This is a genomic window from Candidatus Delongbacteria bacterium, assembly GCA_020634015.1.
GTDB lineage: Bacteria > CAIWAD01 > CAIWAD01 > CAIWAD01 > CAIWAD01 > JACKCN01.
Genome location: JACKCN010000003.1, coordinates 222,247 through 240,193 on the forward strand (window position 1 = coordinate 222,247; position 17,947 = coordinate 240,193).

The 17,947-nt window shown below is 59.4% G+C and carries 17 protein-coding genes and 1 tRNA gene; 4 read left to right on the forward strand and 14 right to left on the reverse strand.

What is annotated here, in order from left to right; translation table 11 throughout:
* Positions 1-150: 150 nt before the first annotated feature.
* The 13 genes from H6678_07635 to H6678_07695 form a co-directional block, all read right to left on the reverse strand.
* Entirely contained in the window at positions 151-2,202 is a 2,052-nt protein-coding gene (locus H6678_07635) for an ATP-binding protein (GenBank protein ID MCB9473666.1), read from the reverse strand.
* A gap of 26 nt (positions 2,203-2,228) precedes the next feature.
* Complete coding sequence (locus H6678_07640) at positions 2,229-3,398, reverse strand: restriction endonuclease subunit S (protein ID MCB9473667.1); 1,170 nt, start codon at positions 3,396-3,398, stop codon at positions 2,229-2,231.
* Positions 3,399-3,648: 250 nt separating this feature from the next.
* Positions 3,649-3,978, reverse strand: a complete 330-nt coding sequence (locus H6678_07645; GenBank protein ID MCB9473668.1) for a hypothetical protein — start codon at positions 3,976-3,978, stop codon at positions 3,649-3,651.
* Positions 3,979-4,202: 224 nt separating this feature from the next.
* On the reverse strand, positions 4,203-5,693 hold the full coding sequence (locus H6678_07650) for a hypothetical protein (GenBank protein ID MCB9473669.1): 1,491 nt from the start codon (positions 5,691-5,693) through the stop codon (positions 4,203-4,205).
* A gap of 12 nt (positions 5,694-5,705) precedes the next feature.
* The gene (locus H6678_07655; protein ID MCB9473670.1) at positions 5,706-7,265 is read right to left on the reverse strand and encodes an SAM-dependent DNA methyltransferase; all 1,560 of its coding nucleotides are present in this window, start codon (positions 7,263-7,265) and stop codon (positions 5,706-5,708) included.
* Positions 7,266-7,331: 66 nt separating this feature from the next.
* Positions 7,332-8,306, reverse strand: coding sequence for a cyclodeaminase/cyclohydrolase family protein (locus H6678_07660; protein MCB9473671.1), 975 nt, complete (start codon positions 8,304-8,306; stop codon positions 7,332-7,334).
* Between the two features lie 206 nt (positions 8,307-8,512).
* Positions 8,513-9,247: a ZIP family metal transporter gene (locus H6678_07665; GenBank protein MCB9473672.1), complete on the reverse strand. Its 735-nt coding sequence runs from the start codon at positions 9,245-9,247 to the stop codon at positions 8,513-8,515.
* Positions 9,248-9,318: 71 nt separating this feature from the next.
* Entirely contained in the window at positions 9,319-9,690 is a 372-nt protein-coding gene (locus tag H6678_07670) for a NifB/NifX family molybdenum-iron cluster-binding protein (protein MCB9473673.1), read from the reverse strand.
* Positions 9,691-9,780: 90 nt separating this feature from the next.
* The gene (locus H6678_07675; GenBank protein ID MCB9473674.1) at positions 9,781-10,131 is read right to left on the reverse strand and encodes a DUF134 domain-containing protein; all 351 of its coding nucleotides are present in this window, start codon (positions 10,129-10,131) and stop codon (positions 9,781-9,783) included.
* A gap of 294 nt (positions 10,132-10,425) precedes the next feature.
* Positions 10,426-11,295, reverse strand: a complete 870-nt coding sequence (locus H6678_07680; protein ID MCB9473675.1) for a metal ABC transporter permease — start codon at positions 11,293-11,295, stop codon at positions 10,426-10,428.
* Positions 11,292-12,191: a metal ABC transporter permease gene (locus H6678_07685; protein MCB9473676.1), complete on the reverse strand. Its 900-nt coding sequence runs from the start codon at positions 12,189-12,191 to the stop codon at positions 11,292-11,294. Before H6678_07685 ends, H6678_07680 begins: the two co-directional genes overlap by 4 nt.
* A complete protein-coding gene (locus H6678_07690) occupies positions 12,184-13,062 on the reverse strand; it encodes an ATP-binding cassette domain-containing protein (GenBank protein ID MCB9473677.1) in 879 nt (292 codons plus the stop codon). Before H6678_07690 ends, H6678_07685 begins: the two co-directional genes overlap by 8 nt.
* Before the next feature lie 21 nt (positions 13,063-13,083).
* Positions 13,084-14,025: a metal ABC transporter substrate-binding protein gene (locus tag H6678_07695; GenBank protein MCB9473678.1), complete on the reverse strand. Its 942-nt coding sequence runs from the start codon at positions 14,023-14,025 to the stop codon at positions 13,084-13,086.
* Between the two features lie 147 nt (positions 14,026-14,172).
* Between H6678_07695 and H6678_07700 the strand changes: the two genes are divergently transcribed.
* Positions 14,173-14,829: a metal-dependent transcriptional regulator gene (locus H6678_07700; protein MCB9473679.1), complete on the forward strand. Its 657-nt coding sequence runs from the start codon at positions 14,173-14,175 to the stop codon at positions 14,827-14,829.
* Between the two features lie 179 nt (positions 14,830-15,008).
* On the opposite strand, the gene H6678_07705 is transcribed toward H6678_07700, so the two are convergent.
* Positions 15,009-15,080 (reverse strand) — tRNA-Asn (locus tag H6678_07705).
* 192 nt (positions 15,081-15,272) lie between these two features.
* Here H6678_07705 and H6678_07710 point away from each other — a divergent pair.
* Genes H6678_07710 through H6678_07720 form a run of 3 tightly spaced genes read left to right on the forward strand, consistent with a single transcriptional unit; the run spans position 15,273 to position 17,736 of the window.
* The gene (locus tag H6678_07710) at positions 15,273-16,205 is read left to right on the forward strand and encodes an ABC transporter ATP-binding protein (protein MCB9473680.1); all 933 of its coding nucleotides are present in this window, start codon (positions 15,273-15,275) and stop codon (positions 16,203-16,205) included.
* Positions 16,202-17,050, forward strand: coding sequence for an ABC transporter permease (locus H6678_07715; protein ID MCB9473681.1), 849 nt, complete (start codon positions 16,202-16,204; stop codon positions 17,048-17,050). Before H6678_07710 ends, H6678_07715 begins: the two co-directional genes overlap by 4 nt.
* Complete coding sequence (locus H6678_07720) at positions 17,047-17,736, forward strand: hypothetical protein (protein MCB9473682.1); 690 nt, start codon at positions 17,047-17,049, stop codon at positions 17,734-17,736. Before H6678_07715 ends, H6678_07720 begins: the two co-directional genes overlap by 4 nt.
* The last annotated feature ends 211 nt before the right edge of the window (positions 17,737-17,947 follow it).

The window sequence follows — 17,947 nt, forward strand, 5'->3', positions numbered from 1 at the left end:
CCCGATTGAAGGGGCAGCTGAAAACCGCAGGCTATCCCAACATTGAGTTTGTATGTGTATGCCCAAATGGATCGAGATATTCGTACGTCTCCTATGGGCATCAACATTCAAAGATTGGCATGATTCAGGTCGTGTCTGCTGATTCAGTGCTCAATTTGCGGGTAGTCCGAGTTTGTCAAAGAACGCGCGATTCCGTTCTTTCGCCATATTTACAAGGCGGCCAAAGGAGATCACTTCCACATAGGCGTTTACGTTGTCCTTATAGCCAAAATAACCCTGTCCATCAGAAGTGCGCTTGAGGTTGTGATGAATTCGACAGCGCTTTTCAAACGATGGTGTAAGGTCTGCGAGGATGTAGCAGAAACCTGGAACAACATTGTTTTGGAGTGATGGAATGGGCCGCCCAGTTGATGTCATCACACCTCCTTGTCGAATTCTTTCAAGATAGTCGATCGCCTGTTCGATGGGGTCATGGTCCTGACCCGCCTTTGCATCATTCCGCATCGGTCGTTTTATCTCCACAATCTCGATGCTGGCAGGCGGAAGCTTGGTTCCTTCTGAAACCAAAATCGGTTGATCGAAGACATTCAAGACGCAGATATCGGGTTCCTTACCATCTCCAGATGCTGTAATGGGAATCGACTTGAGCGGTTTATCCGAAGCTAGGTAATCATGGAACGCGAGCCTTTCATCGACTAGCCATAAATTGCAACTGTCCATCAGGAGTTCCGAGCTATCCTTCCGCATTTGAATAATGAGGCTGTGAATTAACTCCTCCCGAACGTAGTTCCCGTGCACATCCTTCTCGATAGCCTTTTCGAAGAGGTCAATAATCACCCGCCGGTGCGAAACGTAACTCGCAAGATCTGATTTCTTGATGTCCGCGGCTTTTGCCAAGTAAGACTCGAGCTTAGTCCTGTATTGTTCATCCAGTGGTGCGTGAGTTTGGCTGAGGATGTCGTGCCCTTCGCTTATAAGTTCCCTCTCGAAATTTGCGAACTGTTTATGAAGAGTGAGTTCCAGATCCTTGTCCGAAATGTCGGGATCGATATTTAGTTCAGTCTCAGGAATTCGAGAGAGGATGGGGCGATAGCGGGGCGCCTTGGTTGCAACAAACGTCGAGACCTTGTCTTTCGAGCGCTGCAAGTTTTTCTCGAGATGCTCTGCCAGTTGCACTTTTGCTCGCTCTACTACCGCCTCTCGAATGTCGTTGAGGCCGATCTCTGTGTTCGCAAATAGCCCATCGACATTGTCGATAATTTCAAATCCTGTGCGCTCAGGACGTACATTTTCATCTAAAAATGCCGAACTCACATAACAGGAATAAACGAACTCGCCGTTAGCATCTGTGAGTTTCCCGTGTAGCCCCGGCAACTTGCCGGACAGCTTTTCTTCTGCGACCAGTCGATTGTCGGCGCAGAACGCGATGAAATGCGCCGAGAGGGAGGTATACCTGAGCCGGACATGAACGAGGTCGAATGACTGTTCCTTGATGGAAATGGTTTCCGGAACGGCCGAAGAATGCATGTGAGCATCGTAGACATCATTTATTGAAATCAATTCTGCTTCATCAACGAGTTCGATTAGCGGTGCACCACCCTGCCTGATGAAATACCACAGGCAGTGCTCAAAAATGCTATCAGCTATCGCGCCAGGGGTTTTACGTGCGTACTCGCGATAGCGCGTATTGAACTCATCAAGGTGGACACTGGTACTGATCGAAGAACTTACGGGTGCCGTGTAGTTTTCCTCATTAGAGACTCCGCCGTCGGCGCTAAAGGTGAAAGTGCGCTGAAAGAGGCTTTCACCCACTCGATAGGTACTTTCAACTCGGACGTTCTTGAAGGCTTTGAGCCAGAGCAAGCGTCCTATTCCACGGCAACCCTTTTGGATTTTATGTTCTGAATCAAGTGTCCGGAACGACAGCATGTTGTCGTCTGTGAATCCGATTCCGTTATCCTCAATTTTAAATCCGACAATGTCCTCAAGTGCATCCGGCCCTCTCTTCTTGGAATCTCTCAGATTCAAGGATCCTTGTTTTGATCCCCGAAGAATAGTGACCCGGATTCGACCGTCTTCTGTGGAAACACTCGCTTCCTCAAGTGCATGAATCGAATTCACTACCGCCTCAAACAGTGGAAGAAGGCCACTTGTCAAGGGTAGGGGGGTGTTTCTGAGCCGACCGCCTAAATTTGCCGGCATCGTGCTTGTTGATTTCGGCGATGTGCTCATAAGGAAATCTCCAATCTGTGAACGCGGGACTTCGCGGTCATCAGTTCGTGAAGGAGGGTGAGGAAGAGGTCTTGGAACGAGTGTTTGCGACTCTCGTGAAAGGTGATCTTTGATTCGACCGTTTCCAGCGCTTCGCCGATCTCCACCTGTTGGCCCTTTGGGGGGACAACGATCTTCTCGCCGTGGACAATATTCCGATTCAATGTTGGGTTTGCGGCTCCCGTGTCGAATCGCTTCAGTCGCATAGTCTTAAGCAAGTAACCGACAAATCGGGGATCGTTCCCTTTGAAATCTTTCACCCAAAGAGTCGTGTCATGAGGCCAATAGTCGGTTGGAATATAGTGGACCGTTCCGAGGGTGCCCTTACGCCCGATAACGACCCCCGGGCCCTTTACTTTCGGTTCATCGTGATAGCTGCTAACGCCTCCAGATGAGACGACCGGATACTCTCCGGGTCTTTGGTCCTTTTTCGTGATGTCGAATCCTCTTTGAAGAACAGCGAATGAATCGAAGCGTTTGACCTCCCAGCTTTCGGGGACGGGGCCGATTTCGGTTTGTTTTTGGGGTTCGTTGCGAAGGCCTTCGGTGAAGAGCTTGTGCATGAGAGCCTTCTTCAGCTCTGTGGTTGTCTGAATGATCCGCTCCTGCGCTTCGATCGCCTTCTGCACCGTCGACAGGATGTGCGCCATCTTCTTCTGTTCGGCTAGTGGGGGGAGTGAAAGGCGGAATTCCTTCAGCGAAGGCCACGATGTCCTGGGATGCTGAACCCCGCTCGTCGTTGATTTTGCGTGGTCGATGAATTCATTGCTGTGGATGACAAACTTCAAGTACTCTGACTCACAGGAAGGCGTAGCACGAAATGCGAGAATGTCCGTTGAGCATACACCATCAAAATTGGCCCGTGCGCCTTTGCGGAGATACGGACGAAGCTTTCCAAAGAGAATGTCGTCTACTTTGAAGGCCGTCTTGGCGGACTTCACGTCGCTTTCTTTTCCTCGGCCAACAAACACGGGAAATCCTTGGGCCAGGTGCTCAAGGCCTACATATGGTGTGTCGCCGCCTTCGATTGGTTTGTATGAATCCTTCACACGATTGCATATGTCACCAAACTTGTGGTTTTCCCATCCAGGAGGCAGTGGATCAAGAAGCAAGTTGGAATCGCTCATGCTCCGTATTTCTCCTGAGATTTTTTGAAAGCCTTGTTCACCCATCGTATTGTAGCTGTCACTTTCACTCCCCGTGGAAGACCAGTGTATACGTTGACCCAGCCTATCTCCTTTTCTGCGTCTAGGCCACACAACGCATGTTGCCAGCCTGGCCTTCCACAGGCTCGGAGGCTTACGGGATGGCTTACTGGTCGAGCCCCAGCGGCTTTATGGGGTGCGACTATTATGGCTTGTTCGTGCGTTTTCACGATTAGCCCTTTTCTTGGTTTGCCTGCTTGAGCAAGGTGCGGCCCTTGTCGGTAAGGCGATACTGCTGAAGGCGGCTGGTGGGCTTGTCCGGATTGGTGCGCTCCACCAGTCCCTCGGCCAGTGCCGGGTCGATGGTGGTTTCGCGCAGGCGTCGGCGATCCCTCAGGGCAAAGGCTTCCAGGATCTCGGCGTTGGTCAGGGTGCCGGGGTTCCAGACCTCCAGCCGGTCGGTGAATAGCATGACCTGGACACTGCCGTTGCTGTTGTGATCGCGGTGGGCCACGGCGTTGACGATGGCCTCGGCCGCCACGTCCTCTCGCCAGATTGGCATGAGCAATGGCGGGATCGGTCGTTTCCGGAACGAGGTGCCGAACAGTCCTGCCATTGGTGCGCGAAGTTCTGCGGGATATCCCGGAAGTCTCCAACCCAAGCTTTTCCTCTCGCCATTTTGGCGCGAGAAATGGCGTGAGAGCTTGCTTTCCCCCAGGAAAGGGTCAGTCTCGCGCCATTCTGGCGAGAGGCTTGGCGAGACGGTGGGCCTGTGACTGAGCAATCTCATGGTTGGAGGATGCGGTATTTGGTCGCGTTTCCTCTGCCTTCCTTCTTCAGGAAACCGAGGTCCACGAGGTGTTTGAGGTGGTTGAGAGATGTGCGATTCGGAATCTCCATGGCCTTTTTATACTCAGCGGCGGAGACGATCTCTCTTGCGGCCAACCACTCCCAGCCCCTGCGTTCCGCGGGGCTGAGCTGGTCGAGTATTTCCGCTGGCAGGGCCTGTGTCGCCGCCTGGGCAGTGCGGTAAAGAGTCAGGTCAAGATAGGGTGCGGTATAACTGAACTTCGGAAGGGGAAGGCCTGCTTCCGTCGCTTTGCTGCGCATGGACTTGAGGCCCAGACCGCGTTCCTCGGCAAGTTCCATGGTGTTGAAAACCGCATGCAGTCGCGGATTGCGGCTGACCATGGGCGCGGTGAACGACTGCAATTGCTCGAGAGTGATCGGGGCGACGGGGGCGCCGGGACTGCGGATGGTCACCGTGTCGCCGGTTACCACCAGTTGGATCTTGCAGCCCTCGATGTCGTAGTCACGGTGAACGAGGGCATTGGCGAGGCCTTCGCGAACCAGTTCGTAGAAGGCATCATTGATACTCGTCCGTTGGGCATTCGAGCGATTGATGGCATCGGGCAGTTTCTCGCGCAGCCAGGCAATCACCTGACTGGGGCCCAGCACCATGGGACCGTCAAAATCTCTGAGTTCTTCCCCTGTACCACGGGCAATCGTCGCCATGACACCTGCCTGGAGAAGAATGTCGCGGGGGTGTTCTCCGAAGAGAAGGTGGGCGAATCGTGTTGGTGCGAGAATGCCGTCTGTGGTTTTCACCAGCAGACCCTGGTGAGACAACCGGCGATGGAACTCGTCGTCGCTGCCCGTGCCTTTCTTGAACAGAAAGCGGCGGTAGTAGCTGAGCGCTTCGTTGTCGAGATCCTGCATGGACACCTGAGCAGGATTCTGGTCGTAGAGGGAAGGCGCCAGGGTTGGCCCCTCTTCCATCTGCTCGGCCTTTCGTCGCGCCTGATCGAAGAAGTCGGCATTCTCCCGCTCGATGATTTCCTGCAGGTCCCGGTCGAATGGAATGACCTCGACGCCCATCTGTCGCAGGTAGCGAAGGCCCTCCCCGGCAACCTTGGGATGTGGGTCCTCACAACCGTAATAGACCGTCTTGATTCGTGCGTTGGTGATACGTCGCGAACACCCGATCTTCGGCACAGTGCGGGACATGGGGCCGCAGGGTTCCAGAGTGGCAAAGAGAACACAGTCGCTGAGATCCACAGCACCATTCTTGCGCTCGATCAGGGTGTATTCAGCATGGTCGCCCTCGCGCAGCTCACCCCGACTGGCCGTTCGAGTCGTTCCATCGGGCATCCAGAGCACAGCCCCGACTTTCGGAGGGACCGTATCGTCAGCACGCCTCTCGCGTATGGAAGCCTTCATGACTTCCACCGCTTGCTCCATCAGCTTTCTCGGATCGAATGGCGTTGACCTGGCCAATGGTGGACCCTCCTAGACCCCGATCTGCTTCAGAATCTTCATCAAAGCCTTGTCCGTCTCACGAGCTTCGGCTTCGATGACCTTCAACTCCGCGACAATCTCCGCAATCGGGCGGTAGGTCTCCGCGTCGCTGGTGTGTATGTAGCGACTCGGTGAGATGTTGTAGTCGTTTTTCTTCAACTCGGCGTGATCGACGATGCGGCTGAGCTTTTCCTCTTCCTTCCACCCGATGAGGGTCTCGGCGATGCGTTGGATGCCTGCGTCCGGGATGAAGTTCTTGGGCTCGCCCTTTTCGAAGATCTGACTGGCGTTGACGAGAAAGACCTTGCCCTGACGGGATTTGGGCTTGGCCCTGTTGAGAAAGAGCACAATGCCCGGGGCAGTGGTGTTGTAGAACAGATTTTCCGGCAGATAGAGTACGCTCTCGATCAGATCCTGATCCACGAACCACTGGCGTACCGTGCGTTCCTTGTTGCTGCCGGCATTGCCCGAGCCACGCGAGGCAGCACCCGTGTCGAGAACCACGGCAGCACGGCCCGTGTCGTTCAGGCAGGCGTGAATGTGCTGAACCCAGCCCCAATCGGCGGAGGACTTTCCCGGGAAGCCCGCACCGGCGGGGAAGCGGTCCAACTCGTCGGCGTCGTAGTCGGCCTCGGTGAACGAGTCCTGGTTCCACATGGGATTGGCGACGACACGGTCGAAAGTGCGCAGCCTGCCCCGGCGGTCACGGAATTTTGGGTTCTTGAAAGTGTCACCGATTTCGATCTGACCTTCCATGTCGTGGATGATCATGTTCATGCTGGCCATGGCCCAGGTTTCCGGTATGTACTCCTGGCCAAACAGCTTCAATGGAGCCACGCTGCGTTGCTTGCCTATGGAGCGTTCCTCCATGGCGATCTCGCACTTCACGAGCAGCCCGCCGGAACCACAGGTAGGGTCATGGATTTCCATGCCCGGTTCGGGCTGGAGGACGCGTGACATGATCGTGCCGACTTCCGGTGGTGTGTAGAACTCGCCCGCGCTTGAGCCACTGCCCTCGGCGAACTTGCGGATGAGGTATTCATAGCTCTTGCCGATGATGTCGGCCTCGACATCATCCAGCCCAAGACGCTTGCTGCTGATGGCTTCGATCAGGTTCGAGAGCCGGTCGTCGTCGAGATCGCGCACGCCGTGAGTCGTGGCGTTGAAGTCCACGCGATCGATGATGCCCTGCAGCTGCGAGTTCTCTCTGGCAATGGCCCGCATCTGGGTGGTGACATTTTCACCGATTCTGTCGGCGAGCTTGCGGATTACGGACCAGACAGGCAGATCGGGGTCATCAGGCACAAGGGGGAGGTAGAAACGGACCAGTTTGTGATCGGCCTTGACGAGTTGGAATGCCTTCTTGCGCGATCCGACTTCCTTGGCAATGCGGTTCACCTCGTCATCGAAGACATCACATAGACGCTTGGTGAAGATCAGCGGAAGGATGTAGTCCTTGAACTTCGGGGCATCCTTGGCCCCGCGAATTGAGCAGGCGGCGCCCCAGATCCATGATTCCAGCGACTTGCCATTGCCTTTGTTGTTTGCCATATGCAAACGGTCCTTCGAGTTTCCTGCAATGATGCTTCTCGTTCTGTGATTCCAAATCAATCGAAGTCAAGCCAAAGACTCCCGATGGACAACTGCTTCACGAAGCTGATTGATTCTGGTTGCCAATTCCATCTGCAAACTGCTCAGTTTCGCGGATTGGACATCCGCTCGCTCACGAGTCTTCACCGCCCAGTCACTGCCTTTGAATCTCGACAGGTTCAAGTAGACGATGGACAATGAACCCGAAGCGGCGGCCAATGCGGAACTCAATGCAACTCCGGAATCGCCGCGCGCCGCTTTGAACCCCAGATCAAAGACAATCAGTGCCTTCTCTGCAAGTGTCAGACATACTTCGGCGATTTCGATTGGGATATCTGTCGCCTTCCTTAGCTCTTCAAGTGCCCGCTCCGAAAGTGCGCGCCTCTTGTTCCTGTCCTCTTCGGCATCTCGCAGTCGCCTGGCCTGAATGACACGTTCGAACTGCTCTGAGTCACTCTGTAATGCGCTCACCAGTTTGGGTTCGATGCCGTTCAGGATATCCTGGTTGGCCAATGTCAACTGGGGGACGACTCCTTGATACTGATCTCGGCCATTCGTCAGAGACACAACTGTCTGCAACAGTTTGCACGCAAGCAATCCAATCAGCGCGGCGGCACTTCCGGATCCAGGTTTGTGATTCCCGGAGCCGAATTTGTTCAGCAGCTGATCCGCCGGCAACTTGATCAACTCTCCAGTCACAACTTGTCCTTCCAAATGGCCACCCATTGGCTGGGATGTGGTGCTTTCATTGAAATGGCCGGCTATCGGTGCTTCGGCTGACTGCCCCACAAAACCTACTGCTTGCCGATCGCACTGTGAAACAACATATCGATATGGCGAACTGCCAAGGAACGCTGCACAACCATCCGTGGCCCAGACTTTTCTGCGGATGCGTGGTGGATTGCGATCAGACAGGGCGTTCTTGGCTGGAGAGATGTGTGGAGTGTCAGCTGGTGTGTGAGCCATGGCGGCTGGCGCTGCTGTCAACTCATTGAAAATCATGATCCTCGGGGTTCTGTACTCCGGATCCGGTGGTCAAAAGCCACTCATTCCAACATGTAGTACTGCTCGTTCGGTTCAGCTGGCCGGGCGGGGTTGGAGCAGTGGGCCCGAAAGATGCCAGGGGTGCTCCCCAGTGAAGCTGGCGCTCATCCTGTCCCGCTGCCCGAGCCATCTGTGCAGAAGGTCTCCTGCAACTTTCTTGATGACTACCGTACGACCCATGCGATCAGACCGATGCCCGCGAGCAGAAGCAGGAGGTCCAGCAGCGTCAGGCGGAGACTGGTCTTGCCGCGCTGGGTGGGGATCAGGTCCGCGAGGGCCACGTAGATGAACCCCGCGGCGGCGAAGGACAGCAGATAGGGGCCCGCGTGGTGCATCTGCGAGAGGAAGAAATATCCAAGGGCAGCGCCGACAACCGCAGTCAGGCTCGTCACGGCGTTGAGGAAGAGGGCGCGTCGTCGCGTGTAGCCGCTGCTGAGGTAGACCATGAATTCGCCGACTTCCTGCGGTACTTCATGGGCGATGGTCGAGAGTGTCACGGTCAGACCCAGTGGCACGGAACTCAGGAAGGCGCCCGCGATGACCACGCCGTCAACGAAGTTGTGAAACGCGTCGCCGATGAGCAGGAGCGGCCCGGAGCTGGCGTGAACATCACAGTCGTGCTTGTGGCAATGACGCCACACCAGCAGCTTTTCGAGCACGAAGAAGCTGACGATTCCGACCAGCATGGCTTGTGCCACTGTGGACGTGGGCAGGGAATCGGCCGCGTGGGGGATCATGCCCAGCATGGCGGCCCCCAGCAGTGTGCCGGTGGAAAAACTGATCAGCCGCGGCAGTGCGCGTTCCAGACGGGCAGGCTTGACGGTCAGGACCGTGGCGGCCAGAAGGACGGAGACGATGCCTCCCGCCAGGGATGCGAAGAGGATCAGCAGAAGGATCATCGCCTCACCTGCCTGTCACCGGTGTGCATGTCCGTCCGGCCAAGGTGCGTGTTCACCGTGGAAACCTGAGGTCACACATGGCCATGAGCATCGTGAGCGCAGGCCAGTGCCGGCTCCATCCTTCCCAGGCGGCCCGCCCTGAACTCGACCAGCATGTCCCTGACGGTCCCTTGCCTGGAAATGTATACCTGGAGTCTGGCGGCGGTGAGTTTGCTCAGCGCGCCATTGCCGATTCCGCCAACGACAACGCCCTCGATCCGTTCGTTCTGGAGCGCCTGGAGCGGCATGCACTTGCCGTGCTGGTGATGCTGGTTGCCGTTGACGATGGCATGGCAACTCTGGTCCTCGGTGTCCACGATCAGAAAGGCGGGAGCCGAACCGAAATGGGCGCAGATCTCACTGTCGAGCTGGTTGTCAGCATTGATGGGAACGCAGATCTTCATGATCGAATCTCCTTGAATGTTCATCACCGTGTGAGCGGAGTTCCGTTGCCGCGGCCGGGCTGTTCGCGGTCCCTGCGGACTTCTGAGTCTTCAGTCCACCGAGTCATCATGGAGGCGGCAGCACCGGCGTGCCGTCATCTGGATCGGGCCCCCTTCGATGCGCAGTGCCTTTCCATGCACCAGGGCATCCGCGGTCTTGCGGTGGGCGGATTCGATGATCCGGCTGAAGGTCGCGCGGGAGATGTTCATCTGCGCGGCTGCCTGCTCCTGGTACAGGCCCTCAAGATCGGCGAGGCGGATGGCCTCGAACTCGTCGAGAGTCATGACCACTTCCTCGAGGGTACTCCTGCGGATGCCCATCGGCTTGAAGACCGGCGACGCGGGGCTCCCGGCGATCCGGCGGCAATTGAAAGGTCGCGGCACGAGTGGGCTCCTGTCCATGGATGGTGTGCATATGTTCATAACAGGACCCGAAGATAGGAGAGTCAGCGTCATCGTCAAGTGAATTGTTTCAGGAACTGGATGGCGGAGCTGGCCTGTGCTCGTCGCCGGTGGGCCGAAGAAATGCTGGCGCAGGGCTGAAGTCGGGTCGGATCCGGAGGCGCGCAGACCCAGGATGCCTGCTGGCTGGCGCACGGGTCGCGGTGTGGCTGCCTTTTCCGGCCCCACGCACAGGCCCTGCCCGCTCCAGAAGAGCGGCGCTGCGAGGGGTCGTGCCGGAAGAATTCGCTGAGCTCAGACGCTCTTGGCCTGGATCGAGCGTGTCCGTGCTGCCGTGCGGCGGGACAGCAGACCGTGTTTGGGGGCGAACAGCAGGGCGAACACAAAGAACAGGGACTGGGTGAGGACGATGCACGCGCCCGTGGCACCGTTGAGGAAGTAGCTCAGCCAGGTGCCGATCACGGAACTGGAAACGGCGCTTGCTGCGGATACCAGCAGCATGCGGTCGAAGCGGTCGGTGAGCAGGTGGGCGATGCAGCCCGGCGTGATCAGCATGGCCACGGTCAGAATGATGCCCACGGCCTGCAACGCGGCGACGACCGTGGCGGCCATCAGGACAAGCAGCAGGTAGTGCATGGCGGTGGTGTTGAGTCCGGAGGCGCGCGCCTGACCGGCATCGAACAGGTACAGCAGCAGGTCCTTGCGCTTCAGCAGCAGCGTGATCAGCGCAAGACCACCGAAGACCAGTGCCTGGATCATCTCCTCCCGCTCGATGCCCAGAAGGCTGCCGAACAGGATGTGATTCAGATGCACGGATGTCTGCACCTTGGAGAACATCACCAGGCCCAGTGCGAACATGCCGGTGAAGACGACGCCCAGAACCGTGTCCTCCTTCACTCGGCTGTGTTGCTTGATCCATCCCGTGCCCCCGGCACAGACAAGACCGGCGGCAAAGGCACCCAGCGCCAGCGGCAGTCCCGCGATGTACGCCAGAACGACTCCGGGAAGCAGCGCGTGGGAGATGGCGTCGCCCATCAGCGACCAGCCCTTGAGCACGAGGTAGCAGGAAAGCAGCGCACAGGCGGCCCCGATCACAGCCGAAATCAGCATCGCTTCCACCATGAAGCCGTATCGCAGCGGTTCCAGAAGGGTCGTGAGCATCAGGCCCGGCCTTCCACGTTCGCCGGTTGCGGAACTCGCGTGGTTCCTGTGCGAACGGCGTGTCGCGCGGCCAGCCTGCCCGCCAGCACGCCGTGTCGTGGGGCGAGCAAGAGTGTGAGCAGAAAGACCATGACCTGAAGCACCACGATGCAACCGCCCGTCGAACCATTGAGGAAATAGCTGAGGTAGGCCCCGCCGGCGGAAGTGAGCAGACCGATTCCGGCGGCCAGCAGCATCATGGTGCCAAAGCGATTCGTGAGCAGGTAGGCCGTTGCCCCGGGCGTCACCAGCATCGCCACGACCAGACAGGCGCCCACGGCCTGCAACCCGGCCACGGATGTGGCCGCCAGCAAGGTCAGCAGGGTGTAGTGCAGCACGGTCGTGTTGAGGCCGATGGCCCGGGCCTGGTTGGGGTCGAAGGCGAAGAGCAACAGGTCCTTCCACTTGACGGCGATCACTGAAACGGTGATGGCCGAGATGACGAGCAGCTGCAGGATGTCCTCGTCCGCAATGCCGAGAATGTTGCCGAACACGATCGTCTTCAGGCTGATGTTGCTTGGAAACAGCGAGATCAGCAGCACGCCGGCGGCGAAGAACGTGGTGAAGACAATGCCGATCACGGCGTCTTCGCGGATATGGGTGCGCGACTTGATCGCGCCCATCGTCACTGCCGCCAGTATTCCGGAAAGGAATGCGCCCACCGAGAACGGGAGAGCGGCGAGATGCGCCAGGACCACGCCCGGAACCACGGCGTGCGACAGGGCGTCGCCCATCAACGACCAGCCCTTCAGCGTGACGAAGCAGGAGAGCAGCGCGCACACACCGCCCACCGCGGCGCTCACGCAGATCGCCTTGACCATGTACTGGTAGTGGAACGGTGTCAGCAGGGTCTCAAGCATCGCGCGAATCCTCGCGTGTCGCGCGGCTGAGCCTTCCATCCTCACGCAGAACAAGGGCGCCTTCGTCGTCCGTGATCACCCGCAGTTCGTGAATCTTCGATCCAGGTGTGTCCGTGTGATCCACACGCAGACTGCGCAGCGCTCCGCCGAACGCGAGGCCGAGATTCTCCGCGGTGAAGGTTTCCTGCGTGGGGCCAGCGGCCAGCACGGTGCGGTTGATGATCACCACCTGATCGCAGAATCCGGGCACGGCGCCCAGATCGTGGGTGGAGACGAGAATGATGTGTCCGTCGGCGCGCAGCTGCCGCAGCAGGTCGATGATCGCGGTTTCGGTGCTGACGTCCACGCCGGTGAAGGGTTCGTCCAGCAACATGATGCGTCCCTCCTGAGCCAGTGCGCGGGCGAGAAAGACGCGCTTCTTCTGCCCACCGGAGAGTTCGCCGATCTGGCGTTCGCGAAACTCGGCCATGCCGACCCTCTCCAGGCTCTCGAGGGCGATCCGTCTGTCATGCGCCCTGGGCATGCGGAGGAAGTTCATGTGCCCGTAGCGGCCCATCAGCACGACATCCCAGACACTGACGGGAAAGGCCCAGTCCACATCCTCGGATTGGGGAACGTAGGCCACCCAGTTGTTGCGGAGCGCTTCCTTCACGGGGCGCCCGGCAATGAGCACACTGCCCGTGACCGGTTTCACGAACCCCATGATCGACTTGAACAGGGTGGACTTTCCACTCCCGTTGACCCCCACCAGCCCGCAGATCGTGCCGGACCTCAACTCGAATCCGGCATCGTGGAGCGCCACGTGGCCATTGGTGTAGGCCACGGTCAGATCACGCACGGTCAGCTGCATGTCCCGCACTTCATCGGGCATCCGTCTTCCTTCCGAATGGGTTCAGCGTGCCTGGTCGAAACCGGACACGATGACTCCGGCGTTGTAGGTGAGCATTCTGAGGTAGGTGGGCGCGGGCCCGCTCTCGTCCGTGAGCGAATCCACGTACAGCACCCCGCCGTAACGCGCGCCTGTCTCCTGACACACTTCGCGCTGAGCCTTGTCGCTGATCGTGCTCTCGGAGAACACCACGGGAATGCGGAAGCGGCGAATGGTGTCCACCACCTTGCGAATCTGTTGCGGAGTGCCCTCCGCATCGGCGTTGACCGGCCACAGGAAAAGCTCCTGCATGTCGTAGTCCCGCGCCAGATAGGAGAAGGCACCCTCGCAGGTCACCAGCCAGCGTTGATCGGTGGGTATTCCGGACAGTGTCGCGCGCAGCGGTGCGTCAATCGCCAGGATCCTGGCACTGTATGCGTCGGCGTTGGTCGCATAGGCGACGGCATTTTCAGGATCGATCTCCGTCAGTGCCTTGCGAATGTTCTCCACATAGATCAGCGCATTGGCCGGGGACATCCAGGCGTGCGGATTGGGTTTGCCGTTGTAAGGCCCTTCCCCGATTCCGATCGGTTCGACGCCCTGGCTGCAATCCATGCTCTTCACATCGCGAAGGGAGCCCATGAACTTCTCGAACCAGCGTTCCAGCCCCATGCCATTGCGCAGCACCAGATCCGCGGATTGAGCCTTCACGATATCCAGCGGCGTGGGCTCGTACTCGTGGATTTCGGCTCCGGGTTTCGTGATCGATTCCACCACCGCCTTGTCGCCCGCGACATTGCTCGCGATGTCCGCCAGAATGGTGAAGGTGGTCACGACACGCTTCTTTCCGTCGGTCTTGCGTTCGGCGGGGCGCTGGCATCCAGCTGCTCCGATCAGACAGACGCCGAGCAGGAACCCCAGCAGACACAGCCTTTTCGGCCACTTTCGTGACTGTGTGAATCGCATCTCGGTCCTCATGCTTGATAATTAGCCAAGCATAACAATAAAATTAGCCTGAGCAAATCATGCGTGCGAACGCCGACAATGCGATCCTGATGCAGGCATCCGATGGAACAGGGTCCGGGAATGGGCGGGCAAGGAAGGGCATACCTGATGAGCGAATCGACCGAGAATTACATCAAGGCCATCCAGACGCTCGAGTTGCGCTACGGGCAGGCCTCCACCAACGAGATCGCGCGGGCACTCTCCGTGACCATGCCTTCGGTCACACGCATGGTGAAACGGCTTGCCGCCGAAGGCCTGATCGAGCACGAGCCCTACAGGGGAGCCGTCCTGTCGGAGAAGGGCAGACGATTCGCGAATGCCGTGCTGCGGCGTCATCGACTGATCGAGCTCTTCCTGCATCAGGTGCTCTCTGTCCCCTGGGACGAGGTCCATGAGTACGCGGATCGCCTGGAGCACGCCATCGGTGACGATCTCACCGGGAAGATTGACGCCTTCCTCGGCTACCCCGACCACGACCCACACGGCTCGAGGATTCCCCGGGCGGACGCGTCTGCGCTCACGATCCAGGGAATCGCCCTGGACCAGGTGGAATCGGGATCACGGGTCCGGTTGCTGGAGGTTCCGGATGAGGATTCCGAACTGCTGCGCCTGCTGGACAGCTGGAAGCTGGGCATCGGCAGCGTGGTGCTGGTGGAGGACAATTCGCGCTTGCTGGACGCCGTCACATTGCGGACTGAATTCGCGCAGGTCGCACTGGGCAGGCGTGTGGCGAGCTTGATTCGTGTGGAGAGGGTGGAAAGCTGAGAGAGCCGCTGCGACGCTCATGGGATCACTCGCTTCCCAGCCAGTGAGGGAGCGACGTACGGCAGTCTCACAGCCGGCAAGCGCAACGCATCGTTGGGTGCAGTCGGCTCGGCGGTGGCACGCTTGGCCCCGGACAGGAGAGAAAAAGTCCGCATCGCTGCGAACTTTTGAGACTCAAGCTCCTGAGGAGGGATTTGAACCCCCAACCTAGTGGTTAACAGCCACCCGCTCTACCATTGAGCTACTCAGGAAAAAACGCCGTTCTGGCGCAAGGGCCGGAGTATAATGCCGGAGAGTGGCAAAGTCAAGCCTGCGCCTGCGGGTCGGCGCAAGTGTCTGTCCGCTTCCTGGCGCTGGCAGGCCGGTGGGGCTTTCTTCGGGGTGGCCAATTGGTAGGTTGGCGCAGCGCCGGTCACGGGGACCGGTGTGAGGGCGGGAGCGGTATGCAGATGGTTTTGTCGGTTGACGGTCTCAGCAAACACTATGGCCGGCTGCAGGTGTTGGACCGAATCTCGTTCCAATTGGAAGAGGGGCGCATTCTGGGATTTCTGGGGGCCAACGGGGCGGGCAAGAGCACCACGTTGCGCATTCTGTTGAGCCTGGTACGTGCCGACAGTGGGCGTTTCCGCATTCTGGACACGGACTTCCCCGGTGGCAACCGTGCGGTCTACGGGCGCGTGGGGGCACTGATCGAGCGCGCGGACCTGTTCCTTCAATTGACGGCACGCGAGAACATCGAGCTGCTGGGGCGCATGCAGGGAGTGCGCGATGCGGCGCGGGTCAACGAGGTGCTCGAGCGTGTGGGTCTGCTCGATCGCGCCGACGACCGGGTGGCCAAGTTCTCCCACGGCATGAAGCAGCGACTGGGGCTGGCCCAGGCAATCCTGCATCGGCCCAGGCTGCTGATTCTGGACGAACCGGCCACGGGGCTGGATCCGGGTGGCATGCGCGAGATGCGTGTGCTGATTCGCCAGCTGGCGCGCGACGAGGGCATGGCCGTGCTCTTTTCCAGCCACCTGCTCAGCGAGGTGGAGCTGCTGGCCGACCGGGTGCTGATTCTCAACCACGGGCGCACCCTGGCAATGGGCACGCTCGAGGAACTGTTCCATTCGCTGCCCGAGCGCTATTTCGAGGTGCACGGCGGCGATCCCGGTGCGCTGGCCGCCTTCATGACCGGCCGGGCCGGGGTGGAAGTGGTGGAGCACACGCCGCACGGGCTGCGCATCCGGGTGAACGTGGCTAGGGCCGTGACACCCGATCGTCTGCTGCGCGAGTTGCTGGAACACGGGCTGCCCGTGGATGAATTCCGTTCGGCGGACAGCCTGGAAGAACTGTTTCTGGATCACCTGCCCGAAGGCGCGGAGGACGCACGATGAGCGACTTCCTGCTGCTGATGAGGCTGGAGATGCGCAAGACCTTCCGCAAGCCGCGTACCATCGTGGGCATCGTGGCAATTCTGGTGGTGATTCCGCTGGTGGTCTGGGGGCTGGCCGCGGGAGGCGAGACCATCGAGAAGGAATTCGCGCGCGGGCTGGAGGAGCAGTTCATCGTGCTGGGTACCATCATGAATGGCTACACGGCCACGGTGCTGGTGCTCAATTTCCTCTGGATCCACGTGCCCCTGCTGGTGACCCTGGTGGCCGGTGATACACTGGCGGGCGAGGCGGCGGCGGGCACCCTGCGGCTGACCCTCACCCGGCGCCAGTCGCGCAGCCGGATTCTGGCCGCCAAATGGATGGTCAGCATGGGCTACGCGGTGGGGTTGGTGTTCCTGATGGGGCTGCTGGCCATCGGGCTGGGCGTGTTGTTCATGGGCAGCGGCGACCTGTTGGTGCTGACCGAGGCGGGCATCAGCCTGCTGGGCGAAGACCAGGCGCTGGGCCAGCTGCTGGCGGCCGTGGCCTGCGGGGCGCTGTCCATGATGACCGTGGCCAGTCTGGCCTTCCTCTTCGGTGTGCTGTCCGAGAACAGTCTCACGCCCGTGATCGGTGCCATGGCCGTGATCGTGGTCAGCCTGGCGGTCAGTGGACTGCCGGTGACCAGTTTCGACGCGCTGCGTCCCTGGCTCTTCACCAGCCATTTCGACATCTGGACCCTGGCGCTGGAAAGTCCGGTTCCCGGAGACCTGCTGGCCCAGAGCGCCGCGATTCACGCGGGTTACATCGCGCTGTTCACGGGGCTGTCGTTCTGGATCTTCAACCACAAGGACATCCGCTCATGAGGCGTTTCCGAACCGTTGCCGTGTCTGTGTGGCTTGGCTTGTTGCTGGCGTCGCAGGTGATTGCCGCCGATCTGCCGGACTCGGCCCTGCCCGATCTGCCCGCGCTGCGGGCACGCATGCAGCAGGAATTCCAGCGCATCCAGTCCTACCGGGTGCGCATCCACGTGGACATCGAGATGCCCGGGATGACCGTGCGCGACAAGTCCGTGACGCTGTTCTACGAGTACCCGGACAGTTTCCGCTACGAGGCCAAGGGCTTTGCGGTGCTGCCCCGGCGCAGCCTGAACATGAATCCGGACAGTCTCTTCGCCGGTCTGGCCGACCCGGTGATCAGCGCACCCGATGACAGTCTGGGCCGCGACAACCTGCGCGTGCGGGGCGTCTTTCGTGAAGGCAGTCGCCTGGCGGAAATGGAGTATCGCATCGACACCCTGCACTGGGTGCCGACCCACCTCCTGATGCGCGTGGACGGGCAGCTTGTCATGGAGCTGGAAACCCACTACCAGGTGGCCCAGGGTCTGTGGTTGCCTGCCCACAGCGAAATCCGGATGACCCTTCAGAAGGACCTGCAGGAGTTCTACGAAAAGCTCAAGATGCCCATGCGGCGCCGCAAGAACCTTCAGGAAGGCCTTGGCCGCATCGCCATCTCCTACGACCCCTTCGACCTGAAGTTGCGCACGCCCTGACCTCATGGCCAGGGCTGCTGGCTTGGCGACAGCGGAGGGTGCTGGCGCCATGCCACCCGATGAGCCCGGCGTCATGCCAGCATTCACGCCAGCTGCCGCGCCACCCGCGGAGCCACCCGTTGTGCCTGCTGCCTGGCCAGCATCCTGGCCCGCCGTCACGCCAGCTGCCGCGTCAGCAACTACGCCACCCGCGGAGCCACCCGTCGTGCCA

Excerpts from the sequence above, each read along its gene's own strand:
- H6678_07635 (MCB9473666.1), bottom strand. The coding sequence starts at position 2,202 with ATGCCGGCAAATTTAGGCGGTCGGCTCAGAAACACCCCCCTACCCTTG.
- H6678_07640 (MCB9473667.1), bottom strand. The coding sequence starts at position 3,398 with ATGAGCGATTCCAACTTGCTTCTTGATCCACTGCCTCCTGGATGGGAA.
- H6678_07645 (MCB9473668.1), bottom strand. The coding sequence starts at position 3,978 with ATGCCAATCTGGCGAGAGGACGTGGCGGCCGAGGCCATCGTCAACGCC.
- H6678_07655 (MCB9473670.1), bottom strand. The coding sequence starts at position 7,265 with ATGGCAAACAACAAAGGCAATGGCAAGTCGCTGGAATCATGGATCTGG.
- H6678_07660 (MCB9473671.1), bottom strand. The coding sequence starts at position 8,306 with ATGATTTTCAATGAGTTGACAGCAGCGCCAGCCGCCATGGCTCACACA.
- H6678_07665 (MCB9473672.1), bottom strand. The coding sequence starts at position 9,247 with ATGATCCTTCTGCTGATCCTCTTCGCATCCCTGGCGGGAGGCATCGTC.
- H6678_07670 (MCB9473673.1), bottom strand. The coding sequence starts at position 9,690 with ATGAAGATCTGCGTTCCCATCAATGCTGACAACCAGCTCGACAGTGAG.
- H6678_07675 (MCB9473674.1), bottom strand. The coding sequence starts at position 10,131 with ATGGACAGGAGCCCACTCGTGCCGCGACCTTTCAATTGCCGCCGGATC.
- H6678_07685 (MCB9473676.1), bottom strand. The coding sequence starts at position 12,191 with ATGCTTGAGACCCTGCTGACACCGTTCCACTACCAGTACATGGTCAAG.
- H6678_07690 (MCB9473677.1), bottom strand. The coding sequence starts at position 13,062 with ATGCCCGATGAAGTGCGGGACATGCAGCTGACCGTGCGTGATCTGACC.
- H6678_07695 (MCB9473678.1), bottom strand. The coding sequence starts at position 14,025 with ATGCGATTCACACAGTCACGAAAGTGGCCGAAAAGGCTGTGTCTGCTG.
- H6678_07700 (MCB9473679.1), top strand. The coding sequence starts at position 14,173 with ATGAGCGAATCGACCGAGAATTACATCAAGGCCATCCAGACGCTCGAG.
- H6678_07710 (MCB9473680.1), top strand. The coding sequence starts at position 15,273 with ATGCAGATGGTTTTGTCGGTTGACGGTCTCAGCAAACACTATGGCCGG.
- H6678_07715 (MCB9473681.1), top strand. The coding sequence starts at position 16,202 with ATGAGCGACTTCCTGCTGCTGATGAGGCTGGAGATGCGCAAGACCTTC.
- H6678_07720 (MCB9473682.1), top strand. The coding sequence starts at position 17,047 with ATGAGGCGTTTCCGAACCGTTGCCGTGTCTGTGTGGCTTGGCTTGTTG.